Below are 24457 nucleotides of genomic sequence, written 5' to 3' on the forward strand. Positions count from 1 at the left end.
CTATTCGTCAATGGGAGATAGAGTCTCTTAAGTAATAGAGATATTTAGAAAATCTTAGTGCGAGAAAATATCGACTTCCGGCCATCCGCCAAGGTCTAATGCTGCACGAGTCGGCAAGAAATCAAAGCAGGCCTGCGCAATCTCTTTACGCCCTTCACGCACCAGCATGCCGTCCAGAATTTCCTGAAGCTGATGGAGATATAGAACGTCGGATGCGGCGTAATTGATTTGCTCATCACTCAGCTTATCCGTGCCCCAGTCTGAAGATTGTTGCTGTTTGGAGAGATCAATTTTCAGCAGTTCCTGACATAGGGCTTTCAGGCCGTGTTTGTCGGTATAGGTGCGCACCAGCTTGGAAGCAATCTTTGTGCAGTAAACCGGGCTGCAGGTGATCCCCAGATACTTCTGAATGATGGCAACGTCAAAGCGGGCGTAGTGGAACAGCTTTTCCACGCTGGGATCAGACAGGAGTTTTTTCAGGTTCGGTGCGTCATAGACAGGTTCGTTAAAATGGACCAGATGGGCATTGCCATCTCCGCTTGAAAGTTGCACAACGCACAGACGGTCACGGTGCGGGTTCAGGCCCAAGGTTTCGCTGTCAATGGCGACGGATTTTCCAAAATCGATACCAGCGGGGAGGTCCCCGTAATGAAGTTCAATCGCCACAGCGTTCCCTTTCGTCGTTCGTCTTTATTTGATACGTATTTATATGGGGTTCCCAAACAAAAGAGAAGCCCCCCATTTTGGAAAAATCACTTTGCGATTTAATTAAAGGTATCCTTGATCGCTTCCATCACGACGAATGTGGATGTACTGGCCACATGGGGCAGGGTGGAAATCTCTTCGCCCAAAACGCGACGATAGGCCTGAATGTCGGACGTTCGCACTTTCAAAAGATAGTCAAATGACCCGGCGATCATGTGGCACAGTTCAATTTCCGGCACTTTGACTACGGCTTCGTTAAAGGCGGTCAGGCCTTTTTCCGTGGTGTTGGACAGTTTAACTGTGGTGAAGGCGATATGTTCCAGCCCCAGCTTGGCCGGGTTCAGCATCGCCTGAAATCCCATGATATAGCCTTCTTCGATCAATCGCTTGAGCCGCACCTGGCACGGGCTTTTGGATAGGCCTACCCGATTGGCCAGTTCGGTAATGGTCAGGCGACCTTCTTTGGCAAGATGGGTGAGGATTTTAATATCGTAAGCGTCTAATTCACTGCATTCAATGCTTTTGACCATCGATTTCACCGATAAATTATAAAAATAAAGGATATAATCAGTGATAATTCAAAATTTAAAGAAAATCAACCTTTTCATCATTGGTATAATTACGGGGTAACAGCCTAGAAAAGTGAAACCAGATGAAAACTATTCAAGAAATCAGAGAAGAAATCCGCCACTTCCACTTAAAAGATGAAGTTGAAGTTCTGTCTGCCCTTCAGGAAAATTCTGTCCTGTCTATGGATCAGCGAAATCGCATGGTAAGCCGTGCCAGTACGTTGATTGAAGATATCCGAAATGATGACAGGCCCGCCTTGCTGGAAGTGTTTTTGGCAGAATATGGATTGTCCACCAATGAAGGGGTGGCCCTGATGTGTCTGGCAGAAGCTTTGATGCGGGTGCCGGATGCGGAAACCATGGATCATCTGATTGAAGACAAGATCGCGCCGTCTGCCTGGTCCGAACATAAGGGCCATTCCAATTCCATGCTGGTCAATGCCTCGACCTGGGGGTTGATGCTGACCGGGAAAGTGCTGGATGATCATGCCTCCAAAGGTATTGGTGCCACCATTCATGGCTTGGTCAAACGATTGGGTGAACCTGTCATTCGTCTGGCCGTCAAACATGCCATGAAAGAACTGGGTAGCCAGTTTGTGTTGGGTGAAACTATTGGTGATGCGGTCAAACGCGGCAAGAAACAGGAAGAAGACGGTTACACTTTTTCCTATGATATGCTGGGCGAAGCAGCCCTGACCAAGAAAGATGCGGACAAGTTCTTCCAATCCTATAAAGCGTCTATCGAATATCTCGCAAGCCATGCCAAAGCTGATACAGTTGCAGAAAATCCCGGCATTTCCATCAAACTATCCGCCCTTCATCCACGCTATGAAGTGGGGCAGCGTGATCGGGTGATGACAGAGTTGGTGGAAAGCACCCTTGCCCTGACCCTTTTGGCAAAAGAGGCCAATATGGGGCTGAACATTGATGCGGAAGAAGCCGATCGTCTGGATTTATCCCTGGATGTGATTGAGGCTGTTTTGTCTGATCCACGCCTTGAAGGCTGGGATGGATTTGGTGTTGTGGTTCAGGCCTATGGCAAACGGGCAAGCTTTGTCATCGACTGGCTTTATAATCTATCAGTCAAGCTTGATCGTAAAATCATGGTGCGTCTGGTGAAAGGTGCCTATTGGGATACGGAGATCAAACGCGCTCAGGTCGAAGGGCTTTCTGATTTCCCCGTCTTTACCAAAAAATCAGCGACTGATTGTTCTTATATTTATTGTGCAGAAAAGCTTCTGGCGATGACGGATCGGATTTATCCGCAGTTCGCGACCCATAATGCCAACAGTGTTGCGATGATCCTGGAATTGGCAACAGATGAGGCGGCATTTGAATTCCAGCGTCTGCATGGCATGGGCGAAGTGTTACACCGATTGGTGCATGAACGTGAAAATGTGCGTTGTCGCATCTACGCTCCTGTCGGGCCGCACCGTGATCTGCTGGCTTATCTGGTGCGTCGCCTTCTGGAAAATGGCGCGAACTCATCCTTTGTGAACCAAATCGTTGATACCTCTGTTCCAGTTTCTGAAATCGCGGATGATCCGATTGTGACCCACAGCGAAAGTCTGAAGAATGCGGGTGGTTTTATTAAAAAGCCTGTAGATCTTTATGGGGCTGAACGTCCGAATTCAAAGGGGTGGGATCTGCATAATGATGATGATGTGGAAGCTATTGACGCGGCCCGTGGTCCGTTCATGAATACCACATGGGAAATTGCCCCGCTGACTGCTGAGAAGGCAACAGGGGCAGAAACCATGACCGTCACCAATCCTGCTAACCCGGATGATGTTTTGGGGCATGTCTTGCTAGCAAGTCCTGGGGATGTTGAAAAAGCGATTGCAGAAGCTGAAGACTGGACAGGTGTGTCTGCAAAAGACCGTGCGTTCGTCTTGAATAAAGCGGCTGATATTTATGAAGAAAACTTCGGTAAAATCTTCGCCATCCTGACCCGTGAAGCTGGCAAGACACCGATGGATGCCATCGCGGAACTGCGTGAGGCCGTTGATTTTCTACGCTATTACGCTGCACGTGCCGCAGAACTGGAAGGTCGTGCGGCGCGCGGTATCTTTACCTGCATTTCACCCTGGAACTTCCCGCTGGCGATCTTTACCGGGCAAATTGTGGCGGCCCTTTCGGTTGGTAATGGCGTTCTGGCGAAACCTGCTGAACAGACCCCGATCATGGCTCATGTGGCAGTGGAACTATTGCATCAGGCAGGCGTGCCGCGCACAGCCTTGCAATTGCTGCCCGGGACAGGGGCTGTTGTGGGTGCTGGTCTTGTTGCCAATAAACAGGTGGCCGGCGTCTGTTTTACAGGGTCTACGCAGACTGCTCAGCATATTAACCGGGGCATGGCGGAACACGCGGTTTCCAGTGCGCCCTTGATTGCGGAAACGGGGGGGCTGAACGCCATGATCGTTGATTCCACAGCTTTGCCGGAACAGGCGGTCAAAGACATTGTGGCTTCGGCTTTCCAGTCTGCCGGGCAGCGCTGTTCTGCCTTGCGTCTGTTGTATCTGCAAGAAGATATTAAAGAGACTTTCCTGGAAATGCTTTATGGTGCAATGGATGAGCTTTGCGTCGGAAATCCGTGGGATTATAAAACAGACGTGGGTCCGGTGATTGACGAAACGGCACGGACCAAGATCAATAGCTATATTGCTGCGGTCAAAGGTCGGGTAATGAAACAGATTGCTTGTCCAGATACAGGTACCTTTGTTGCACCAACGGTTTTGAAAGTGTCGGGCATCAAGGAGATGGCGGAAGAAATCTTTGGTCCGGTCCTGCATGTGGCAACTTTCAAGGCTTCTGAAATCGATCAGATCATTGAAGATGTCAATGCGTCCGGTTACGGGTTGACCTTTGGGCTTCATACTCGGATTGATGACCGGGTTCAGCATATTACGTCGAACCTGTGTGTCGGTAATATGTATGTAAACCGCAACCAGATCGGTGCGATTGTCGGTTCCCAACCTTTTGGTGGGGAAGGCATGTCGGGGACAGGCCCAAAAGCGGGTGGTCCGGCTTATGTGAAACGCTTTACGAAGGAAAAGACAGTTTCCCTCCCATTGCCTGCTATGGATGAGGTTCTGTCGTTTGATGCGGTTCAAGAGTTAATTTCGAAAGCGGTCCCTGAAAAAAGGGGTAAGCTCAGCCGTCATATTTTGCCTGGTCCAACCGGGGAGAAAAACGAACTTTCTGTTTATGGGCGTGGTGTGATCCTCTGCCTTGGCCCAACTGTTGAAGCTGCAGAGAAACAAGCTGACATCGTTCGAAGAAGTGGTGCCGTACCTGTGGTGCTGGAAGGTCATCTGGAACGGGATTTTCTAAGCCGCCTTGTTGGCTTTGATGCGGTGGTCAGTTGGAGTGAAGAAACGGACCTGAAAGCCATTCGTTCGGCGCTGGCAAAGCGCGATGGGATGATCATTCCGCTGATTTCAGCCGATGATTTTGCAGATCGTTGTGTGCTGGAACGTCATATCTGTATTGATACCACAGCAGCAGGCGGCAATGCGGCCTTGTTGGCGGTGGCGTCATAATTATTAATCATCTGAAAAAAGAAATCCCTGCATCGAGGTTATGTCTTGAGGCGGGGATTTTTTTGGCTGATGCCGATGGTATCTTAAGTGAGGTGTGCATAAAGAAACAGTTGATGATGGAATATGGTATATGTTAAATAAGAATTACTATTTTGTAAAAATAGATAAGTTTTGTTTATCTTTTTAATCCCCCTTAGGTTTCAGGTCCCATGAAGACATATTCCGCGCTTTTTCAGAAAAGCACAGACGACAATCCTTTTCGTAAAATTTCGACAAATGGCATTCGTCACATTGAAATTGACGGTGACAGCTTTATTAAAATTTCACCGGAAGCTATTACGGCCTTAACCAAAGAAGCTTTTAAAGATGTGTCTCATTTACTGCGCCCCGCACATTTGCAGCAGCTGCAGAATATTCTTCAGGATCCGGATGCAACGACCAATGATCAGTTTGTTGCCCAGCAATTATTGAAAAATGCCGTGATCTCTGCAGAAGGGGAATTCCCCAGCTGTCAGGATACGGGCACAGCGATCATTTCTGCCAAAAAAGGGCAGAACGTCCTCGTAGATGGTGATCTGCATGATGCGTTTTGTGCTGGGATTGAAGAAACCTGGCAGAAGCTAAATCTGCGTTTCTCCCAGATGGCGCCTTTGACAATGTTTGAAGAAAAAAACACCCGGACCAACCTGCCAGCACAGATTGATGTAGAGGCCGTCAATGGCGATGCGATTGACTTTCTGTTCATGGCAAAAGGCGGTGGGTCGGCGAATAAAACCTTTCTCTTTCAGGAAACCCGCCGTTTGCTTGAAAAGGAAAGATTGCTTTCTTTTCTGGAAGAAAAAATCAAATCCCTGGGGACAACGGCCTGCCCACCTTATCACTTAGCCATTGTCATTGGCGGGCTGTCTGCTGAACAGAATCTGAAGACCGTCAAAATGGCATCGGCGAAAGAACTGGATCATCTGGTTCAATCCGGTGATGAGAGTGGACGTGCTTTTAGGGATGTGGAACTGGAACGGGAAGTTCTGGAGATCACACGCTCTATTGGATTGGGTGCGCAATTTGGCGGCAAGTATTTCTGTCATGATATTCGCATCATCCGATTGCCACGCCATGGGGGCAGTCTTCCGGTGGGGATTGGTGTCAGTTGTTCGGCTGATCGTCAAATCAAGGGACGCATTGATCGTGATGGCGTGTGGCTTGAAGCGCTGGAAAGAGAACCGCAGCGTTATCTACAGGATGTCCTTTTTGATAGTGCAGATGCGGTGAAAATCAATCTGGATGAACCGATGAGTGAGATTTGCGACAAACTTTCGACCTTGGAGGTTTCAACGCCTGTTTTAATGTCTGGGACGATGATTGTTGCGCGTGACCTCGTGCATGCAGAACTGGCCAAACAATTGAGTCAGGGAAAACCACTTCCGGATTATATGAAGGAACATCCGATTTATTATGCCGGACCCGCCAAGACGCCGGAAGGACGGGCGTCAGGGTCCTTTGGGCCGACAACAGCGGCGCGCATGGACCCATATGTGCGTGACTTGCAGCAAAATGGTGCATCGCTGGTGATGATCGCAAAAGGTAATCGTTCGCGCGATGTGGTTCAAAGTTGCAAAGATCATAATGGTTTCTTTTTGGGTTCTGTTGGTGGAGCGGCCGCTGTTTTAGGGCGCGACGTTATCAAGAAGATTGAACAAATTGATTTTGAAGAATTCGGCATGGAAGCGGTCTTTAAAATTGTTGTTCAGGATTTCCCGGCTTTTGTGGTAATTGACAACAAAGGAAATGATTTCTTCACAAGCTAGGGACAGGACATGAGTGAAGAGAAGCTGTCTAAAGTCACAAGACGTCAATTGCAGATATTTATCGCAGCTGTTGAACACCGCAATTTTATCAAAGCGGCAGAACAACTTGGCTTAACGCCCCCGGCTGTTTCCATGCAAATGAGCCGCCTGAGTGATGCCTTCGGCACCGACCTGTTTGAAAAAGACGGACGCAACATTCAGCCAACGCACGCCGCAACAGCGTTGATGCCTTATGCAACGAAGGTGAATGAGACGTTGGCTGAAGCCTATGAAGTGATCGGTGCTGAAGTTGATCGGCGTGAGCGCAGTGTCAGTATCGGTATTGTGACGACGTCGCGGAACTTTGCACCTCAGCTTTTAAAAGAATTTTCAAACGCCTTTCCTGACATTGATATTGATATCTCCATTTCAAATCGCGACGTTTTGATCACGCAACTTGAAAAGGGAGAAATCGATCTGGCGTTCATGGGGCGCTTGCCGGAAGGTCTGGACGTGGAAGCCATCCGGTTTGCCGAACACCCTTATGTCATTATTGCCCATCCAGAACATGCGATGGCAAAAGAAAAACAAATCCGTCCCATAGACCTGCTGAGCTGTAAGTTTATTCAGCGTGAAGACGGTTGTGGCACCCATATGGTGCATGAACAGTTTTTCAAGCAAGCTGGTTTGAATGTGCCAACGGGGCAGGTGATGAATAGTAACGCCAATATCAAGCAGGCGGTAATGGCAGACCTTGGGATCGCTTTTATTTCCGGTCATACGATTGATCTGGAATGTCAATTGGGGAAGCTGACCGTTTTGGATGTTAAACGAACGCCCGTTCAGTCTGATTGGTATGTGGTGCATCGGCGCACCAAAAGACTGCCACCTGCGGCCAAGAAACTCTGTTCCTTCATTGTGGAAAATGGCCCGGAATTTATGAAAAGATTTTTCAAGACTGAGATTTAGACAGCAAGGCCTGCGCACGCACGACAATGGGTAAATCAATCATTTTGCCGTCCAGCTGAATTGCGCCACGTTTTTCTGCAATCGCTGTTTCATAGGCAGCGACAACGCGTTTGGCATATTCAATTTCTTCGGGCTGAATGGCGAAAACGTCATTTACACAGGCGACCTGACGTGGATGAATGCAAAGCACACCGTCAAACCCCATGTTCTTGGCTTTTTTTACCAAGGCCCCAAAGCGATCCATGTCATGGACTTCTGCTATTGACCCGGGCAAGCCGATCACATCGACCTGGGCTTGGCGTGCGGCCATAATCAATGTTTGCGCAGGGTTAAACAGGTTATCAGCATTGGCTTCAAATCCACATTCCGTGCTGAAATCTTCTGTTCCAAAAGCAAGGGTCTGAAGTCGATTGGATGCGTTTGCAATCTCACATGCTTTCATCAGGGCTTCAGGTGTTTCAATCAGCGCCACCAGTTTGATCTGCCCTGCCTGTAGGGCTGCTTCGCGTTCACAGGAAGACAGATGTTCATCGACAAGGCGGATATGTTCTGACCCCATGACTTTCGGAAGGATGATTCCAGCAACATCGCTTAGGGTTGTAGCCGGGATGTCTTTCGCGCAATCGCCAAAGTCACGATTGATACGCACCCAGACCTTCTGCCCTTTTTGTGCCAGCAAAGAAACATGTTCAGTCAGCACATCGCGGGCAAATTGTTTCTGGGCCAGTGGAACGCTGTCTTCCATATCAAGAATGACCACATCGGCATTTCTCTGATGGGCTTTTTCAACAAAGCGGCGTTCATGGGCAGGCACAAAAAGGTAAGAGGCAGACATCTGGCTTTCCTGTCTTTAGCTAGGGGCAAATTCGTTTCGAATATCGGCACTATGTTCACCCAGTGCCGGCACACGACCGAATTTATAATCACTTTTTTCGAAACTATGTACAACAGGTGCGGATACAAGTTCAGCTTTTTCACCATCTTCCAGGGTGACTTCTGTTCGGCGCAGCTGTGGATGTTCGGAAAATGTCTGAACGGAATTCACCCCGCCATAGGCAATGGCTGCCTTTTGCAATAACTCTTCAAGTTCCGCACGTGTCTTGGATTTGAAAATCTCCGTCACAAGTCCATCTAATGCCTGGCGGTTTTCAACACGTGCGCTGGCATTGCAGAACAGCTCATCCGTTGCAATTTCCGGCATGTTAAAGACATCGCGGCATAAGCGAACCCATTCACGTTCATTCTGGATCGAGATTGCCAGGGTTTCCCCATCCGCCGTTTTAAAACCGCCATAAGGCGCGATTGATGGATGATGCAATCCAACAGGCTGTGGGGCTTTGCCTGCATAAACCGTATGCATCAACGGCACGGTCATCCAGTCAGCGGCGGTATCAAACAAAGAGACTTTGACCGAACTGCCTTTACCAGAAATGCTGCGTGCGATCAGGGCTTTTTGCAGGCCGATGATGGCGTTCATGCTCGCTCCAATGTCGCAAACTGAAACCCCGATGCGCCCTGGATGCCCCGGTGCACCATTTACGGCAACCAGTCCACTTTCACACTGAACCAGGAAGTCATAGGCTTTCATGTCTTTGTAACGTCCTTCGTCACCATAGCCACTGATGTCACAGGTAATGATTTTCGGGTTTTTCTTCTTTAAGGTTTCGTACCCAAAGCCAGCCCGTTCAATCGCACCGGGGGCAAGGTTCTGAATAAAGATATCTGCCTTTTCCAGAATACGATGGAGGAGGGCAGCATCTTCCGGATCTTTGATATTGAGGCAGAGAGATTCTTTGCCATGGTTTGCCCAGACGAAATAAGAGGCAGAGCCTTTGACGGCCTTATCGTATTTTCTGGCAAAATCACCAGTGTCACGTTCAATCTTGATCACACGCGCACCACCCTGGGCGAAATGGCAGGAACAAAGTGGGGCAGCAACGGCTTGTTCAAGTGAAACGATCAGCAGCCCTTCATAGGGCTTCAGGCTATCCTGAGACATTTAAGCCTCTCCTTTTTGTGCAAGTATGCTCAGATTACGGTTCATTTCGTTGGCAACGACGGTCATGCCTTCGTCAAACCCCATACCGGGCTTGATCAGTACCCGCTCGGGCCGGGTAGCTTGGGCTACATTGACGCAGGTACGTGCCGAGATATCCGTCTCGTTACAGGTACCGCCCTGATAGGCTTCGACAGTGTGCTTTTTGCAGTAAAGGACGGCTTCGATTGTATTGTGGATGCTGCCGAGATCCGGCGTTTTAATTTGCACCATGTGGCAGCATTTCTGATCGACAAAATCAACGACATCTTGGTAAGTGTTGCACCATTCATCCGCAACGATGCGCACATTTGAGGCTTTGTCATCCAGATGCTTTTTAATTTCTGCCAGAAGCTTGATCTGCCCGTCTTTAGACCCTGCATCTGCCGGACCTTCAATATAGAGCTGAAACGGTTTGGCGCGTTCTTCCAGCTGAATAAGGTAATCAGCAATTTTTAATGGATCATTTTTAAAGATCAATCCAATGGTTCCATAAACATCGATATGGAGCTTGGGGCTATAGGTCGGGCCATCGCGCAAGGCTTCAATGCGGCGTGTCAGCCAGGTGACATATTCTAACAGTTTGCCACCATTTTCACCCAGCTTGGTTGGGATGTTATTGATCAACGCATGGGGCAAGGCGTCTACCCGTTTTAAAATCATCTTATCGACAGCGCCATATCGGTCATCTCCACTTTGTGCAAACAGGGACAAGGGAGATGTCTGTAACGGAAGGTCATATTCCCGGCACACGACTTCGACCTTTAATAGTTTGTTTGCCTTGGCTGTTGCATCCAGCAGGGCTTGAGACAGGCCATAACGGATGGCGGTGTGAAGCGGTTTGCCGTCAATTTCCAACGTGTCGAAGAAGGCGGCATTTTCACGGAACGTATCGATGTCGCGACCAATCAGCAACGGTTCAATATGTTCTTTTAACAACGGGATAAACCGTTCTGCGGTAAAGAGAGGATCACGTCCGCCTGCACCGGAATATTGGACAGCGGCACAATCACCTTCGGCCAGCAATCCGTTTTCCAGTTCCAGCATGATCGACACACATTCCCCAGACTGGCGAATGCTGTTGAACCCGGGGGTGAGAGTTTCCCCCACATATATAAATCCGTCCTGTTTCGAACCCGCTTTGATCGCTGCCTGGTCGTCAAAGTAAAAGGAGGAAAAACCAGGTGCGAAGTAGACTTTTTCGATCTTCATAGTTTGTTATACTCTGCCAAACGTTTTTTCGTAGTTTCTCGGTAGCCATCAGGGCGGCCAATCAGTTTGCCGCTGGAAATGGCACGCACATCATCGACAACCATGTCAAAGGATGCGCTGCGACCTTCGGCAAGGGCGCGTTCATCAATTTTTTCACGGTTGAAATCACGCACGTCTGGCGGCAGGGGGACATGTCCGGTTTCCAGAACACGGATAGCGCCGAAATTGTCGCGGATGGGTGTCAGCTTGCCTGCGTTTTCGACAGCAGGGGCGAACGGAATATCGATAATCCCTTTTTTGAAAGCCAAAATCGCCCCCTTGGCAATATCACCTTCACCGAATTTGATGACCCGGCGCATGATGGCGCGGACTTCGGCTTCGATCACTTCCATTTCCTGGGTGATGTCCATGGTTTCAATGCGGTTCTGGTTGGCGATCATGCCAATCATCTGATGGGTCATCTGCAGGCCTGCGCGGTTAGCTTCCATGGTTGGAATGCCTGCGGCCTCATGTGGGGTTTTCACGATGATTTTGGTCGCACCTGCATATTTGGCTGTCATCGCACCAAGACTGATAACGGCGGTGGCCTGGTCTTCATCTTCGGGGAACCCCCCCATCCATTGGTGGAAGACAGTGGTTAAAGCGTAGTCGTCAAAACCTGCATCCATGAAATAATGGTTCGCCAGTTTGCGAAGAGATCTGATTGCGGCAATGTCTTGTGCCACATTACCGGATTGGCCGTAACCAAGCGTGATGCAACGCGCACCTTGTTCCAGGGCCAGCAATCCTTCAAGGATGGCAACCACGTGTGAAATAAAGGGTGGGACCAACGTTCCGGTTAAGGGGCCGAATGGTTCACGGTTGATGCGCACGCCTTCACGTTCATACAGACCCACAAGACGGTCGCAATATTGCCAGTGTCGAATGGACTGTTCCAGCGGGATGCGTTTGGCATAAGGAATATTGTAGGAAATGCCACCGCCTTCGTAACTTGAAAAACCGGACGCCAGCGTGATTTCACCTAAAAGCCGGGCGTCTGGTGTGCCATGACGGACCTGGACAGGTTTTTCCAGGCTTGCAACCAGATTGGAACAAGCCTCAACACCATGGTTGACCGGGGGGAAACCGTTTAGAAGAGAGGTTCCGGCAGCGCGGGATTTATCAATCCCTTTTTGGGCTTCTTCATATCTGTTGTGACGTGTGTAGGCATCAACTGTCGTTGGCAGGACATCACAATAAGGGGTTAAATCCTGCAGAAGCTTTGTGTGTTCACGCAGCAAAGCCACACCTGCGCGCGGTTGTAACAAGGTGCGCCCCTGGGCATGGGCATCTGCAAGGGCAGAAGAGAATTGCTTTTCTTTCGGCAGGTCCTGTTGCAGTTTCACGCCTTTTTGGAAATCGACGTCTTTGCCAGTGTGCCAGGTCTGCAGGACTTTTTCACGTTCAGCTTCAAATTCGGCATCTGAAAGCTGTTTATTCGATACATTAATGGAGTCAATCATCGTCTATGCTTAGGCTATCAGTTTTTTGAGATTTCAGAAGACGTGTCTGTTTTCTGGAAAACAGCAGAATAGTTGTGACCAATTCTTGATCTGTGAAGATTGATATCGTCTTTCAATAAATCTGCGACATGGGCGATGTCTGCTGTTGGGCGAAAGACGCGGTCAAATCCCATTTCCTGGAATTGCTTTTCCACATCTTGAAAATCTTTCTTACCGATCACCAGGTTGCCGCCGACATATAAAACGATGTCACCGATCCCATATTCTTCGCATTTTTCACGAAAGCCCTGACAATCGATTTCACCATGTCCATAGATGGAAGAGACCAGAATAGCATCTGCATTACAATCCAGTGCAGCTTGGGCGAATTCATCCTGAGAAACCATAACACCCTGGTTTTCAACATTGATCCCTTTTGTGGTGAGCGCATTTTCTAAGATTTTGTTGCCAACCGCATGACAGTCAGCCCCAATCACACCCAAGACAATCGTGTATTCATCAGTTTTAGTCGTCATCTAAAATATCCAGTTCTGAAGTGAGCACACATGCCTAGTCGACACTTCTGATTTAGTCAACTTTGCTTAGTTATTAAGTTATTTTGTTAATTATTGCTTATCAATATGAGCAGGGAGTAGTGCATGCGTGGTCGCGTTCGGGAAATAGCGTGTGATATGTTTGGGATGAAGCAATAAAAAAAGGCCTTAAGTAACCGGAGTTACAAGGCCTTTTTTATGGTGCCCAGGAGAAGACTCGAACTTCCACTCCCTTGCGAGAACTAGCACCTGAAGCTAGCGCGTCTACCAATTCCGCCACCTGGGCTTAGTTGCAACGACATGTACTGTCGTGTTTGCGAGGCGGTTTTTAGGGCTATGTGAAGCAGATGTCAATAGGAATAATGAAAGAAAATTGAAACATCTGTCATTTTCCCCAATCCGATGGTTGCTGCGTGCCCACAAGGGGTATATAAATCAATGTAGTCTATAGGGAAGACCACATTTTAAGGAGATGGGTGATGGGGCGCCAAATTGCGACAGTATTCGGGGGATCCGGTTTTCTGGGTCGTCATATTGTAAAACGTCTGGCTGAAGATGGCTACACGGTTCGTGTGGCCGTGCGGGATGTCGAATCCGCCATGCTGGTGAAACCATATGGGGACCCCGGTCAGATCATTCTACAGGCCTGTAATGTCAGAAACGCCGATATGGTCGCGCGTTCCGTGGCAGGTGCAGATGTGGTTGTCAATTTGGTTGGTCTTTTGTCTCAGTGGGGCAAGCAGACATTTGGTGCGGTTCATACCGAAGGCGCTGCCAATGTGGCCAAAGCCTGTGCTGACGCAGGTGTTGCGAATCTAATCCATATGTCCGCCCTTGGTGCTGATGAAAATGCCGAAGCTGAATATGCCCGCACAAAGGCTGCCGGGGAAAAGGCTGTGTTGAAGGCGTATCCAACTGCAACCATTCTGCGCCCAAGTGTGGTATTTGGTCCGGAAGATGGGTTCTTCAACCTGTTTGCGGGCATCATGCGTTTTACACCAGCTCTGCCTGTGATCGGGGCACCATTGATGCCGAAGGTCAAATTTGAAAATGGCGAATTGGATATAAACCTTTATGGCGATGGCGGTGCGAAATTGCAGCCGGTTTATGTGGGTGATGTGGCACAGGCGGCCTTTAATGCCATCAATAACGATGCTGCCAAAGGCAAGACGTTTGAACTGGGCGGACCGGAAGTGATGACCTTTATGGGCATCATGAAACGTATCTTGAAACATACAGAACGTGATCGATTCCTCGCTCCGGTTGCTTATCCGTTCGCGAAGATTCTCGGCGGCATTCTCGGCTTTTTGCCGAACCCACTTCTGACCCGTGATCAGGTGACCATGCTGGAAACTGACAATGTGGTAAGCGAAGGGGCTTTGGGCCTGAAAGATTTGGGCGTTGAGGCCACGCTGGCAGATCTGATCCTGCCTTCCTACCTAGGGCGTTTCAAGCAACTTAAACGTCAGGCGCGCCATATTGAACGCCGCGTTTAAGCTCAAAGTGAATATAAAAAACAAAAGGCCTTGAGGGATAATCCTTCAAGGCCTTTATTTATTACATATATGGGAAAGGGAAGAATTACTCTTCGTCGCCCATTTTTTCAGCGCTATGGACGATGATTTCACCGAATTCACGCAGGAAAACTGACCCCTTTACGGTACGCTGAACCAGCACGCTGCGGCGGTCATTGTCATCGATTTTGCGGCGCAGAAGTTCCATTTGACCCAGACGGTCAAGGGCGCGGGTGATGGCGGGTTTGGAAACATTCAGGCTATCAGCCAGTCCGCGAACGGTGTGTGGCGGTGGTGTCAGGTAAACGGTCAGCAGCAAAGCCATCTGACGGGCAGACAGGTCTGGTCCATCGCGTCGGACACTTTCCAGAATTGCTTTTCGCCAAAGATCCAGGGCCTGGACTGGTTCGAGTTCTACGCTCATAATTCTCGCCAATTCGTTACGGTTTCGAACAGTTTTAGAGGAGGTCCTGCCCAAGGGCAACCCTTAAATTGTTAAAATTTGTTTTTTATCATCAGGAAGGCCGCGCGCAGGCCCATGGCTTCCCCACCTTCTGGCTTGCCAGGACGCGACGATGTGTTCCAGCCCATGACATCCATATGCGCCCAGGCGATATTCTTTTCAACAAATTCTTCCAGGAAAAGGGCGGCTGTAATCGCCCCGCCATAAGGCATATTGGCTTCATTGGAGATATCACCCGTCTTGCCGTCAATAGCTTTGCGATAAGGTTTCCAAAGTGGCAGGCGCCACATATGATCGTCTGTTTCCTTGCCTGCTTCCATCAATCCGTTTGCCAGATCATCATTGTTGCTGAAAAGGGCAGGCAGTTCCGTACCCAACGCAACGCGGGCAGCCCCGGTAAGTGTGGCAAAATCCAGGATCATTTCTGGTTTATCTTCACAGGCGAGTGCAAGACCGTCGGCAAGAACAACGCGCCCTTCGGCGTCCGTGTGGCCGATTTCAATGGTGGCGCCTTTGCGACTATCGACCACATCCAGAGGACGCATGGCTTTATCGGAAACCGCATTTTCAACAGCTGGGATGATTACACGCAGGTTGATCGGCAGCTTGGCCGTCATGATGGCCTTGGCAAGCCCCAGAACGTGGGCCGCACCGCCCATATCTTTTTTCATCAGCTTCATAAACTGTGCAGGTTTGATATCCAGCCCGCCTGTATCAAAACACACACCTTTGCCGACCAATGTGACTTTTGGGTTCTTGTCATCGCCCCAGACCATATCTACCAGACAGGGGCGGCGGTCATCAGCTGCCCCTTTGCCGACTGCATAGACAGCCGGGAAGTTATGTTCAATCAGCCCTTCATCTTCAATGACACAGCATTCCCCGTCAAATTCTGCTGCCAGATCACGTGCGGCTTGCGAAAGTTCCATCGGGCCCATGTCGGCTGCGGGGATGTTGATCAAATCACGGGTCAGTTCAATCCCGCCCGCAAGCGCATCCAGCAATGTCTTGTCAACGGATTTGGGCAGGATCAGGCTTGCAAAATCCTTGGTGCTTTCCTTGTACCAGTCAAAGCTATAAGTCCCAAGCGCCCAACCCAGACAGGCCGCATCGGCTTGCCCGGCTTTTAGGCGGCCTTTGATTTTATAGGTGGCTTTGGGCAGTTTGGCGGGCAGGGCGGCGAAATCCCACATGATGTTATCATCACTGATCCCGACAAGGATGCTTTCAACGGTTCCTTTCTTGCCCGCAACAGCCAGTGTTGATCCACCTGCCGCTTTGAAGTCATTGGCATCGATCCAGTTTTGTAAGTCCTTGGGCTGTTTTTTAAGCCATTTGTCAAACCCGTCTCTGGCAACGGGAATAAGGGAAATGGGGGCGGTGTCGCTTTTCTTTACCAAATAATCGGTCGCAGCCATGGACTTTCCTTTATGATCAGCATATTTCTTTAAGCCATTACATTAACGGAGAAAATCATGTCACGCTATACTCTCGTCGTTGGGAATAAAAATTATTCTTCCTGGAGCCTGCGCCCCTGGCTGGTGATGAAGCATCTTGGGCTTGAATTTGATGAAGTGGTGATCCCGCTGATGCAGGATGATTTCAAGGCAAAAATTCTGGCTCATTCTCCGGCAGGCAAGGTTCCGATCCTGAAGGCAGACGGTTTTGATGTTTGGGATTCCCTTGCAATTTGTGAATATCTGAATGAAGAACATGGCGCAGGCAAGCTCTGGCCATCTGATGCAGGCGAAAAGGCACTGGCACGATCAGTGGCCTATGAAATGCATTCCGGCTTTTTCACCGTGCGCAATGACATGCCGATGAATATTCGTCGTATTGTGGATGGGTTTAATCCCAGTGCTGACTGTCAGGCAGAGATTGACCGGATCAAGGAAATCTGGACGGATTGCCTGAACATGAAAACTGCCGAAGGTCCATTCTTGTTTGGTGAATTTTCCATTGCTGACGCCATGTTCGCCCCTGTCATCTGGCGCTTTAACAGTTATGGCATTGTGCTGGAAGGGGCGCTTGCGGACTATTCCAGAGCCGTGCGTGAAATGGAGATCATGCAGGATTGGGTTGAGGCTGCGAAAGCGGAAGAATGGGTGATGGACGCGGTTGAGCTTTAATTCAGCCGAAAAGTTATCTAAAACCCGTCATCGCGCACTTGTTGCGCGATAATGGGTGGAAGCCAGAGTATTGCTTTTACCCATTATGCCGCAACGGGTGCGGCATGACGGTTTAGGGGTGTTGGATGATCTTCTCACGCGCGCCGACATCGGCCCCTGACGGTAATCCCTTGTCCGGGTCACCAATCCAGCTCACCACATCTTTCCACACCACAGGGCCGTTCTTGTCCCGTGGCAGCCAGTGCCAGCCGTCGGGGTAGAAGGCGACTTTGTGTTTGTCATCTAAGGCGCTGATCATCTGACCTGTCGGGCCCATGGGGATGAGCTCGTCTTTTTGCCCATAGAGAACAAGGGTGGGGACCTTCAGGTCGGATGTGTGATCCAATGCGTCCTGCATCAGCCAGCTTATCCCCCAAAGGCCATCTACTCGTGTGCCGCGAATGACAAGGGGATCGAGGCTCCAATTCTTCCAGTTTTCAATATGATCTGTGGGTTGCACAATTCCGCCGCCGGATAGTTTCAGCCAGGGCATTGTGTAGCTGACAGCATAGAGACTTGCCTTTTGATACCAGGGCCAGGTGCTTGGCCCCCAGACAGCCGGGGCAGAGAGGATAGCGCCCGTCACGGGCAGCGGTTTGATCTTGGCAAGGGTCGTCATGACAACTGCCCCGCCCATACTTTCTCCGATCACATAAAGCGGCAGCTTTTCATGGCGGGCATGGACCAGATGGATGATAGATGCCAGATCATGGGTTAAAGCTTCTGTCCCTGCCCAAAGGCCCCGGTGGGGGGCTGCGCCAAAGCCGCGCTGGTCGTAGGTGATCAGCTTGATGGCATTTTGCTGCAGGTATGTTTCCATCCCGGGCGTGAGGAAATTGCCATAATCATTAAAGCCATGGACACCGATCAGGATGGCTTTTGGTGCTTCAACAGGTTCCCAGATGCGCAAAGGCAGTTTAACCCCGTCTTCGGCGATATAGTGATCATCTACCAGATCAGCCACGCGGATTTTTTCACCCAGCCCTTCGATATGCGGCGTGCAGGCTGCAAGGAAAAGCAGGGTGAAAAGGGTGCTAAGCGATCTTCGCATTGTCTTCGCGGGTCAGTCTGAGGAACAGGTCTTCCAGATCGCTTTCTTTCGTCGTCAGGTCCGTGATGGTGAGGTTAGCCTCACTCACCAGTTCCAGAATTTTGGCAACGTCAAGTTTGCTTGGGCTATATTGGAAGGACAGTTTGTTACCGGGCTGAAGGGTGACGTTGAAACCGAATCCACGAAGCGATACTGGGACTTCGGATACAATTTCGCTGATGGTGATGATCAGTTCTTTCGCATCCATTTTGGACAGCAGGGTTTGTGTTTCATCGCACGCGACCAGCCGGCCATGGTTGATGATGGCGACTTTGTCACACAGTTCTTCGGCTTCTTCCAGATAGTGGGTGGTCAGCAGGACCGTGGTGCCCATGCGGTTTAACTCGCGTACATAATCCCACAGCTGCATGCGAAGTTCGATATCCACGCCAGCTGTCGGTTCATCCAGAACCAGAATTTGCGGGGAATGAACCATGGCCTTGGCGACCAGCAGACGACGGCGCATCCCGCCGGAAAGCGTACGCGCATAAGAAGTTGCCTTATCAGCCAGACCAACGGCTTCCAGAATTTCATCCGTGCGGCGCTGATTTTTCGGAACACCATAAAGACCCGCTTGAACTTCCAGCAGTTCACGCGGGTTGAAGAAGGGGTCCAGGTTCAGTTCCTGCGGGACAATGCCGATGGAACGACGTGCTGCGCGCATCTGGTCTTCGATGTCATAGCCCCAGATGTTGGCATCACCCGATGTCTTGGTCACAAGTCCTGCCAGGATATTGATGAAAGTGGACTTACCCGCCCCGTTTGGACCCAACAGCGCAAAGAAGGATCCGCGTGGAATCGTCAAAGACACGTCGTTCAGCGCGTGTTTTTCCGGCTGGCCATGGGCGCCTTTGTATGTTTTTGAAAGGTTTTTGACCTCAATTGCCGCATCGGGCATCAATTGAGTAGTGTCATCGGTTTGTTTTTGCGCTATAGAAGCTGTCACGGGGTTTGCTCCGGTTGTAATCTTATCCAGCAATCGGTACCATTCAGAATAGTATATGACAATGTTTTTAGGGGGCAATCATGAAGCCTGAAGAAATCATCGAGGTAGAAACAGCATCCGTTGCATGTGATGGGGGCGGGGGCGCAGCAGGCCATCCGCGTGTTTTCCTAAGCCTAGAGCAGGAAAACGGCTATGAAGTCGTTTGCCCATATTGTTCCAGGACTTATCGTTTGAAAGAAGGCGTTGCACTGCACGGTCACTAAGACCGACGCCGTTTGATTTTTCGATTTAGTTTGTGAAGGTTCTTCCGTCAAGGGATGGAAGGGCCTTCTTTTGTTCGGGGCTGTGTTTTTTTCTGTAAGCCATCTTCTTTCTTGTGCTGATTTAAAGCTTCGCTATAGTCACCCCTATGACTGATATTTCGAACGCACCTGCAAAGCCTGAACACGTTTATCTGATTGACGGTTCCAGCTTTATCTTCCGCGCTTATTTTGCCAATATGCGCAACCCGATGACCCGTAAAGACGGAACGCCCGTTGGCGCTGTTTACGGGTTCTGTTCCATGCTGATGAAGCTGTTGAGCGATACGGACGCTGATCATGTGGCCGTGGTGTTTGATACCAAGCGCAAGACGTTTCGAAACGATATCTACCCGGAATATAAAGCACATCGCCCGCCACCCCCGGAAGATTTGATCCCGCAGTTTGATCTGGTACGTGAAGCGGTTGAAGCCTTTAACGTTGCACGCGTGGAAAAAGAAGGGTTTGAGGCGGACGATCTGATCGCGACTTACGCCAAGCAAGCTTCCAAGATGGGGGCACAGGTGACCATCGTGTCGATCGATAAAGATTTGATGCAACTGGTAGATGATAATATCTCCATGCTGGATACCATGAAAAACGTGGTGATCACCCATGACGAGGTGGTGGAAAAATTCGGCGTTGGCCCGGACCGGGTGGTTGATGTACAGGCGCTGTCCGGTGATAAATCAGATAACGTCCCTGGTGTGGAAGGGATCGGTCCCAAGATCGCAGCGCAATTGATCAATGAATATGGTGATCTGGAAACGCTGTTGGAACGTGCAGGCGAGATCAAACAGAACAAACGCCGTGAACGTCTGATCGAACAGGCGAACCTTGCGCGTATTTCCAAACAGCTGGTGACACTGGATCAGGACGTTGAAGTCGATGTGCCGCTGGAAAGTTTCGCCAATAAAGAACTGGATGCGGAAAAGCTGATCTCTTTCTTTGAAGAACAATCTTTCAAATCCCTGATCACCCGTATCGCTACCAAGTTCGGTGTGGAAGTTGAAGGCGAAGAACGGCATGAAGAACGCGGTGAAAACGGCGGTGTTGCCATTCCGTCTATTGCACAGTTGTGTCCGAAAGAAACATCTTATGAGCTGGTGCAGACAGAAGCTGACCTGAAGCGCTGGGTTGATCAATCCATGATCGCAGGTACCGTTGCAGTGGATACGGAAACCGACAGTCTGGATGCAACCTCTGCCAATCTGGTGGGTGTGTCGCTATCTTATGAAGTCGGGTCTGCCTGTTATATCCCGTTGCGTCACAAATCTGCGCAGCCAGAACAGACATCCCTGTTTGGTGATGAGGAAGAAACAACAGCAGCCGCACCAGAACAGGTGGATTTTGATACGGCGATTGCCCTGTTAAAACCACTTCTGGAAGCGCCAAGTGTGCTGAAGGTGGGGCAGAACATCAAATATGATCTGCTGGTTTTAGGCAATCCGGATAACGGTGGGATCAATGTCGCACCGATTGACGACACGATGGTGCTGTCTTACATCAATGATGGGGCGAAACATAAGCACGGGATGGATGCGCTTTCTGAGCTTCATTTCGGCATTACGCCCATTCCGTTTAAAGAAGTTTGTGGTACCGGGAAAAAGCAGATCACCTTTGATCTGGTGGAATTGGAAAAAGCACGCGATTACGCAGCAGAAGATGCTGATATTACGCTGCGTCTGCACAAGCTGTTGAAGCCACAATTGGCCGCAGAACAAAACGTTACCCTTTATGAGAAGATGGAACGACCGCTCATTCCCATCCTTGCCCTGATGGAAGGCAACGGCATCAAGGTAGACGTGCAGGAGCTGCGCAACATCAGTGAAGAATTCGGCAACCGTCTGAATGAACTTGAAAAAGAAATTCACGAATTGGCAGGCAAGGAATTTAACATTGCTTCGCCCAAACAGTTGGGTGAAGTGCTGTTTGATGACCTGGAACTGCCCGGTGGGAAAAAGGGCAAGACTGGCGCTTACCAAACAGGTGTCGGTGTGCTTGAAAAGCTCGCTGATGCTGGCCATGAAATCCCGGTCAAGGTGATGGAGTATCGCCAGCTGTCCAAACTGAAAAGTACTTATTCTGATGCCTTGATCGCACAGGTGAATGCCAAGACCGGACGGGTGCATACATCCTTCCAGCAGGCGGTGACCTCGACCGGGCGTCTCAGTTCATCTGATCCAAACCTGCAGAATATTCCGATCCGCACCGAAGAAGGTCGTCGTATTCGTCATGCTTTTGTGCCGGAAGAAGGCAAGATTTTGATGGCGGCTGATTATTCGCAGATCGAATTGCGCCTGCTTGCCCATGTGGCCGGAATTGAAACGTTGAAACAAGCGTTTCATGACGGGGTGGATATCCACGCATTGACGGCATCGCAAGTGTTTGGTGTGCCTGTTGACGGGATGGACCCGATGGTGCGTCGAAATGCCAAGGCCATTAACTTCGGGATCATTTATGGTCAATCCCAATATGGCCTGGCGAAGCAACTTGGTATCAGTAATGATGAAGCTAAAGAATATATCACGGCCTATTTTGAGCAGTATCCGGGTATCCGCACCTTTATGGATAACGCCAAGGAAGAAGCCAAGGAACATGGCTATGTGAAAACATTGTTTGGCCGTAAATGTTTTATCCCCGGTATCAATGATAAAAATGGCGCATTGCGTGCTATGGGTGAACGTGCAGCCATTAACGCACCGATCCAGGGCGGGGCGGCTGATATCATCAAACGTGCCATGATCCGATTGCCGGATGCCTTGCATGCAGCCAATTTATCTTCTAAGCTTTTGTTACAGGTCCATGACGAACTCGTCCTCGAAGTGACTCCGGAAGAAGAGCAAAAAACAAAAGAAGTTTTAAAAGAAGTAATGGAAGGGGCAGCTCAGCTCAGCGTACCGCTGGTGGTGGATGTGGGAACAGGCCAGAACTGGCAGGAAGCACATTGATCTTTTGGGCTGTGGGAATAGATGGCGCAGGAAATAAGAAAAATCGAATTCAATCTGGAAGAAACGCAAATGGCCATGCAGGTCTTTTGCGATAAAACCGGACAAAAATTCCCCGCAGGTAAAATATCGATGGTGGCTGCCGAAGCAGGTGGCCGCCTGAAGATTGAATTTAATAATGACGACAGCAAAATCATGCCCATGCGCGATAAGGATATGCTGACGGCCTTGCTGGTCTTTTGTCAGGAAAAGGGAATACCTGTTCCCAAAGGCGGCAAGAAGGTCTTGAAGGCAGAAGGCGCAAAAGTCGTCATGCTGGTGAAGATGGGATAAACACAAAAAAAGTGTCGCACCCTAGGGGTCTTACTGATAGGCGGGGATTCTGCCTTTTGTATATATTGAAGTTATAACTTCAAGTATGCAGAGCCCCACGATGCCCATTGAAACCCGCCGAATTGATTTTAGTGATGTTGAGTTGAGAAACGCCCTGTCCCTTTATCAGGAAAAGACAGTGGGCGGTAAAGCCGTGTCTCATATCCGGGCTATGGGCAATGGTGATGACTTTTCAATCGTTGCAAAAGTATCATCAACCGATGGTCAAACGATCCAGAAAGTCTTTGATATTCCAACAAGTTTGGCGGTTCTGGTGCTCTATGCCAAACAAGCGAGTATTCCTTTGCCAAAGGCCGCGAACAAAAGCCTATCTGCGACGGAATTTGGCGGGATTTCCCTGAGTGTGCGCTATCTGCATAAGGTGATTTGATCGCGCGAGATGCCCCTTTATGGTTGTTTATCTTTTTTAAATTTAAAATTTTTTAGCTATATCACTCAAATAGGGGATGTCGTCTGGGTTGAGAGAGGTCATACATTATGTATAACTTTTCAAGGGGTACGCAAGATGCCATCAGAAGTCAGACGGATAGATTATACGGAAATTGAACTGCGCAATGCACTGTCGCTTTACCAGTCCAAAATGGAAGGGGGCGAAGCCACAGATGGCCGCGTTTCAGGGATCAAGGTTATGGGAGGCGATGAATTCAACATCGTTGCCAAAGTCTCTTCACCAGAACAGCATGAAGTCGGCCGCAAGGTCTTTGATCATGCCACCACGGTGGCGGTGATGGTGCTGTTTTCAAAACGCGCAGGTATTCCCTTGCCGCGAAAAGGGCGCAAAATGCTGGCCCCAACCAAGTTTGGCGGGGTGGCGATGACCATTCGATATAACCACAGTGTTGCCGATGGCGTGATGCCTGCCATGAAAATGGCCCAGGCAAAAGCTAGTCAGCCGATGAACGCATCGATGTGAGCCCATAGGCAAGGATCGATAGCCAGCCCAAAATAAAGCAGCTGCCGCCAATGGGGGCTGACATAGCAAACAGGCTGGTTTCGCGAAAGCCCAGACTATAAAGGCTACCGCAGAAAAGAAGTATCCCGGCGGTGAAAAAGACGCCGGAGATTGTCAGTATTTTGGAAGTGTGGCTTTTCAGAAAGACTGCGATGCCAAAGATCACAAGTGCGTGCCACATTTGATATTGCACGGCCTTGTCAATCAGTTCCCGACCATAGTCAGACAGGTCCGCATGGGCAGATACCGCCCCTGTTATGACGGCTGTTGCGCCAAAGAGACCGGAAAGCGCAAACCACGGTGTCATGCGTTTTGCATCGCTGGACAGCCCGTATTGCCGCACATGGGGGCAGAGGCACAGGAGGGGGCAGGCGGTTGCGCAGCAGCAGCGGCAACATTGGGGGCCATGATGGTTTTCGCCACATCTGTTGATCCACATTCCGGGCAAGATAATTCACCGGCGGCCAGTTGTTCATCAAATTTGGAAGAGCTTGCAAACCAGTCTTCATAGACATGGCCCTGATCACAGCGCAGTTTATATTTAATCATGGCGTTTTCCTTTTGGCTTAATAATGCGGCGGCAGATACGGCGCATCATCAATTTCTGTCTGTGTAAGTGTTTTCAGACGCTGCTTCAAGGCTTGTATCTCTTTGCCCTGTTTTTCAATGACCTGCCATTGCTCGTAGATGGTGCTGTTCAGTTCATCAATGGTGGAATCCTGATGGGTCAGGCGGATTTCAAGCTCGGTGATCCGATCTTCGATGCTCATGGCTGCTCACGAAAAAGTTATCAAATGTTGGAGGCGCGCTTCTCTTTACCATATTAGAGTAAG

At 49.7% G+C, this 24457-nt stretch carries 24 protein-coding genes and 1 tRNA gene; 10 read left to right on the forward strand and 15 right to left on the reverse strand.

What is annotated here, in order from left to right; genetic code table 11:
• Window positions 1-54 precede the first annotated feature (54 nt).
• Window positions 55-666: a ribonuclease D gene (locus tag RYZ26_RS07710; RefSeq protein ID WP_317682605.1), complete on the reverse strand. Its 612-nt coding sequence runs from the start codon at window positions 664-666 to the stop codon at window positions 55-57.
• 98 nt (window positions 667-764) lie between these two features.
• Window positions 765-1235 (reverse strand): Lrp/AsnC family transcriptional regulator, encoded by a 471-nt coding sequence (locus RYZ26_RS07715; protein ID WP_317682606.1) that lies wholly within the window; start codon window positions 1233-1235, stop codon window positions 765-767.
• Between the two features lie 122 nt (window positions 1236-1357).
• On the opposite strand from RYZ26_RS07715, the gene putA reads away from it, so the two are divergent.
• The 3 genes from putA (at window position 1358) to RYZ26_RS07730 (ending at window position 7569) form a co-directional block, all read left to right on the forward strand.
• The gene (gene putA / locus RYZ26_RS07720) at window positions 1358-4816 is read left to right on the forward strand and encodes a bifunctional proline dehydrogenase/L-glutamate gamma-semialdehyde dehydrogenase PutA (RefSeq protein WP_317682607.1); all 3459 of its coding nucleotides are present in this window, start codon (window positions 1358-1360) and stop codon (window positions 4814-4816) included.
• Between the two features lie 209 nt (window positions 4817-5025).
• Entirely contained in the window at window positions 5026-6621 is a 1596-nt protein-coding gene (locus RYZ26_RS07725) for a FumA C-terminus/TtdB family hydratase beta subunit (RefSeq protein WP_317682608.1), read from the forward strand.
• 9 nt (window positions 6622-6630) lie between these two features.
• Window positions 6631-7569, forward strand: a complete 939-nt coding sequence (locus tag RYZ26_RS07730; protein ID WP_317682609.1) for a LysR family transcriptional regulator — start codon at window positions 6631-6633, stop codon at window positions 7567-7569.
• Here RYZ26_RS07730 and RYZ26_RS07735 read toward each other — a convergent pair.
• From RYZ26_RS07735 to RYZ26_RS07760, 6 genes are all read right to left on the reverse strand, one after another.
• On the reverse strand, window positions 7553-8404 hold the full coding sequence (locus tag RYZ26_RS07735; RefSeq protein ID WP_317682610.1) for an HpcH/HpaI aldolase/citrate lyase family protein: 852 nt from the start codon (window positions 8402-8404) through the stop codon (window positions 7553-7555). The genes RYZ26_RS07730 and RYZ26_RS07735 overlap by 17 nt on opposite strands.
• A gap of 15 nt (window positions 8405-8419) precedes the next feature.
• A complete protein-coding gene (locus RYZ26_RS07740) occupies window positions 8420-9568 on the reverse strand; it encodes a CaiB/BaiF CoA transferase family protein (protein WP_317682611.1) in 1149 nt (382 codons plus the stop codon).
• Complete coding sequence (locus RYZ26_RS07745) at window positions 9569-10816, reverse strand: methylaspartate ammonia-lyase (protein ID WP_317682612.1); 1248 nt, start codon at window positions 10814-10816, stop codon at window positions 9569-9571. It lies immediately after the preceding gene.
• The gene (locus RYZ26_RS07750; protein ID WP_317682613.1) at window positions 10813-12318 is read right to left on the reverse strand and encodes a methylaspartate mutase subunit E; all 1506 of its coding nucleotides are present in this window, start codon (window positions 12316-12318) and stop codon (window positions 10813-10815) included. Before RYZ26_RS07750 ends, RYZ26_RS07745 begins: the two co-directional genes overlap by 4 nt.
• A 17-nt stretch (window positions 12319-12335) precedes the next feature.
• Window positions 12336-12833: a methylaspartate mutase subunit S gene (gene glmS / locus RYZ26_RS07755; protein WP_317682614.1), complete on the reverse strand. Its 498-nt coding sequence runs from the start codon at window positions 12831-12833 to the stop codon at window positions 12336-12338.
• Between the two features lie 217 nt (window positions 12834-13050).
• Window positions 13051-13137 (reverse strand) — tRNA-Leu (locus RYZ26_RS07760).
• Between the two features lie 193 nt (window positions 13138-13330).
• On the opposite strand from RYZ26_RS07760, the gene RYZ26_RS07765 reads away from it, so the two are divergent.
• Window positions 13331-14347 carry a complex I NDUFA9 subunit family protein gene (locus tag RYZ26_RS07765; protein ID WP_317682615.1) on the forward strand — a complete coding sequence of 339 codons (1017 nt, stop codon included), beginning with the start codon at window positions 13331-13333 and terminating at the stop codon, window positions 14345-14347.
• Between the two features lie 85 nt (window positions 14348-14432).
• Here RYZ26_RS07765 and RYZ26_RS07770 read toward each other — a convergent pair whose 3' ends face one another.
• Together RYZ26_RS07770 and RYZ26_RS07775 are read right to left on the reverse strand one after the other, a co-directional pair.
• Window positions 14433-14789 (reverse strand): MarR family transcriptional regulator, encoded by a 357-nt coding sequence (locus tag RYZ26_RS07770; protein ID WP_317682616.1) that lies wholly within the window; start codon window positions 14787-14789, stop codon window positions 14433-14435.
• 71 nt (window positions 14790-14860) lie between these two features.
• The gene (locus tag RYZ26_RS07775) at window positions 14861-16246 is read right to left on the reverse strand and encodes a leucyl aminopeptidase family protein (RefSeq protein ID WP_317682617.1); all 1386 of its coding nucleotides are present in this window, start codon (window positions 16244-16246) and stop codon (window positions 14861-14863) included.
• A 57-nt stretch (window positions 16247-16303) separates the two neighbouring features.
• Here RYZ26_RS07775 and RYZ26_RS07780 point away from each other — a divergent pair, with 57 nt between their 5' ends.
• On the forward strand, window positions 16304-16957 hold the full coding sequence (locus tag RYZ26_RS07780; RefSeq protein WP_317682618.1) for a glutathione S-transferase family protein: 654 nt from the start codon (window positions 16304-16306) through the stop codon (window positions 16955-16957).
• 112 nt (window positions 16958-17069) lie between these two features.
• Here RYZ26_RS07780 and RYZ26_RS07785 read toward each other — a convergent pair whose 3' ends face one another.
• Together RYZ26_RS07785 and RYZ26_RS07790 are read right to left on the reverse strand one after the other, a co-directional pair.
• Window positions 17070-18047: an alpha/beta fold hydrolase gene (locus RYZ26_RS07785; RefSeq protein ID WP_317682619.1), complete on the reverse strand. Its 978-nt coding sequence runs from the start codon at window positions 18045-18047 to the stop codon at window positions 17070-17072.
• Window positions 18031-18984 carry an ABC transporter ATP-binding protein gene (locus RYZ26_RS07790; RefSeq protein WP_317682762.1) on the reverse strand — a complete coding sequence of 318 codons (954 nt, stop codon included), beginning with the start codon at window positions 18982-18984 and terminating at the stop codon, window positions 18031-18033. The genes RYZ26_RS07785 and RYZ26_RS07790 overlap by 17 nt, the downstream gene beginning before the upstream one ends.
• 128 nt (window positions 18985-19112) lie before the next feature.
• Between RYZ26_RS07790 and RYZ26_RS07795 the strand changes: the two genes are divergently transcribed.
• The 5 genes from RYZ26_RS07795 (at window position 19113) to RYZ26_RS07815 (ending at window position 23585) form a co-directional block, all read left to right on the forward strand.
• A complete protein-coding gene (locus tag RYZ26_RS07795; protein ID WP_317682620.1) occupies window positions 19113-19295 on the forward strand; it encodes a zinc-finger domain-containing protein in 183 nt (60 codons plus the stop codon).
• Between the two features lie 146 nt (window positions 19296-19441).
• Entirely contained in the window at window positions 19442-22282 is a 2841-nt protein-coding gene (gene polA / locus RYZ26_RS07800) for a DNA polymerase I (RefSeq protein ID WP_317682621.1), read from the forward strand.
• A gap of 21 nt (window positions 22283-22303) precedes the next feature.
• Window positions 22304-22612, forward strand: a complete 309-nt coding sequence (locus tag RYZ26_RS07805) for a hypothetical protein (RefSeq protein ID WP_317682622.1) — start codon at window positions 22304-22306, stop codon at window positions 22610-22612.
• A gap of 100 nt (window positions 22613-22712) precedes the next feature.
• The gene (locus RYZ26_RS07810) at window positions 22713-23042 is read left to right on the forward strand and encodes a hypothetical protein (RefSeq protein WP_317682623.1); all 330 of its coding nucleotides are present in this window, start codon (window positions 22713-22715) and stop codon (window positions 23040-23042) included.
• A 135-nt stretch (window positions 23043-23177) separates the two neighbouring features.
• Complete coding sequence (locus RYZ26_RS07815) at window positions 23178-23585, forward strand: hypothetical protein (protein ID WP_317682624.1); 408 nt, start codon at window positions 23178-23180, stop codon at window positions 23583-23585.
• Here the strand turns inward: RYZ26_RS07815 and RYZ26_RS07820 are convergent.
• Genes RYZ26_RS07820 through RYZ26_RS07830 form a run of 3 tightly spaced genes read right to left on the reverse strand, consistent with a single transcriptional unit; the run spans window position 23557 to window position 24394 of the window.
• Window positions 23557-23931, reverse strand: a complete 375-nt coding sequence (locus tag RYZ26_RS07820) for a DUF423 domain-containing protein (RefSeq protein WP_317682625.1) — start codon at window positions 23929-23931, stop codon at window positions 23557-23559. The genes RYZ26_RS07815 and RYZ26_RS07820 overlap by 29 nt on opposite strands.
• The gene (locus RYZ26_RS07825) at window positions 23928-24173 is read right to left on the reverse strand and encodes a DUF1178 family protein (RefSeq protein ID WP_317682626.1); all 246 of its coding nucleotides are present in this window, start codon (window positions 24171-24173) and stop codon (window positions 23928-23930) included. Before RYZ26_RS07825 ends, RYZ26_RS07820 begins: the two co-directional genes overlap by 4 nt.
• Before the next feature lie 17 nt (window positions 24174-24190).
• Entirely contained in the window at window positions 24191-24394 is a 204-nt protein-coding gene (locus RYZ26_RS07830) for a SlyX family protein (protein WP_317682627.1), read from the reverse strand.
• Window positions 24395-24457: the final 63 nt, after the last annotated feature.

The organism is Terasakiella sediminum (genome assembly GCF_033100395.1).
Classification (GTDB): domain Bacteria; phylum Pseudomonadota; class Alphaproteobacteria; order Rhodospirillales; family Terasakiellaceae; genus Terasakiella.

Coding starts and splice junctions, on each gene's coding strand:
- RYZ26_RS07715 (WP_317682606.1), bottom strand. CDS start 1,235: ATGGTCAAAAGCATTGAATGCAGTGAATTAGACGCTTACGATATTAAA.
- putA (WP_317682607.1), top strand. CDS start 1,358: ATGAAAACTATTCAAGAAATCAGAGAAGAAATCCGCCACTTCCACTTA.
- RYZ26_RS07725 (WP_317682608.1), top strand. CDS start 5,026: ATGAAGACATATTCCGCGCTTTTTCAGAAAAGCACAGACGACAATCCT.
- RYZ26_RS07730 (WP_317682609.1), top strand. CDS start 6,631: ATGAGTGAAGAGAAGCTGTCTAAAGTCACAAGACGTCAATTGCAGATA.
- RYZ26_RS07735 (WP_317682610.1), bottom strand. CDS start 8,404: ATGTCTGCCTCTTACCTTTTTGTGCCTGCCCATGAACGCCGCTTTGTT.
- RYZ26_RS07740 (WP_317682611.1), bottom strand. CDS start 9,568: ATGTCTCAGGATAGCCTGAAGCCCTATGAAGGGCTGCTGATCGTTTCA.
- RYZ26_RS07745 (WP_317682612.1), bottom strand. CDS start 10,816: ATGAAGATCGAAAAAGTCTACTTCGCACCTGGTTTTTCCTCCTTTTAC.
- RYZ26_RS07750 (WP_317682613.1), bottom strand. CDS start 12,318: ATGATTGACTCCATTAATGTATCGAATAAACAGCTTTCAGATGCCGAA.
- glmS (WP_317682614.1), bottom strand. CDS start 12,833: ATGACGACTAAAACTGATGAATACACGATTGTCTTGGGTGTGATTGGG.
- RYZ26_RS07765 (WP_317682615.1), top strand. CDS start 13,331: ATGGGGCGCCAAATTGCGACAGTATTCGGGGGATCCGGTTTTCTGGGT.
- RYZ26_RS07770 (WP_317682616.1), bottom strand. CDS start 14,789: ATGAGCGTAGAACTCGAACCAGTCCAGGCCCTGGATCTTTGGCGAAAA.
- RYZ26_RS07775 (WP_317682617.1), bottom strand. CDS start 16,246: ATGGCTGCGACCGATTATTTGGTAAAGAAAAGCGACACCGCCCCCATT.
- RYZ26_RS07780 (WP_317682618.1), top strand. CDS start 16,304: ATGTCACGCTATACTCTCGTCGTTGGGAATAAAAATTATTCTTCCTGG.
- RYZ26_RS07785 (WP_317682619.1), bottom strand. CDS start 18,047: ATGCGAAGATCGCTTAGCACCCTTTTCACCCTGCTTTTCCTTGCAGCC.
- RYZ26_RS07790 (WP_317682762.1), bottom strand. CDS start 18,984: ATGCCCGATGCGGCAATTGAGGTCAAAAACCTTTCAAAAACATACAAA.
- RYZ26_RS07795 (WP_317682620.1), top strand. CDS start 19,113: ATGAAGCCTGAAGAAATCATCGAGGTAGAAACAGCATCCGTTGCATGT.
- polA (WP_317682621.1), top strand. CDS start 19,442: ATGACTGATATTTCGAACGCACCTGCAAAGCCTGAACACGTTTATCTG.
- RYZ26_RS07805 (WP_317682622.1), top strand. CDS start 22,304: ATGGCGCAGGAAATAAGAAAAATCGAATTCAATCTGGAAGAAACGCAA.
- RYZ26_RS07810 (WP_317682623.1), top strand. CDS start 22,713: ATGCCCATTGAAACCCGCCGAATTGATTTTAGTGATGTTGAGTTGAGA.
- RYZ26_RS07815 (WP_317682624.1), top strand. CDS start 23,178: ATGCCATCAGAAGTCAGACGGATAGATTATACGGAAATTGAACTGCGC.
- RYZ26_RS07820 (WP_317682625.1), bottom strand. CDS start 23,931: ATGACACCGTGGTTTGCGCTTTCCGGTCTCTTTGGCGCAACAGCCGTC.
- RYZ26_RS07825 (WP_317682626.1), bottom strand. CDS start 24,173: ATGATTAAATATAAACTGCGCTGTGATCAGGGCCATGTCTATGAAGAC.
- RYZ26_RS07830 (WP_317682627.1), bottom strand. CDS start 24,394: ATGAGCATCGAAGATCGGATCACCGAGCTTGAAATCCGCCTGACCCAT.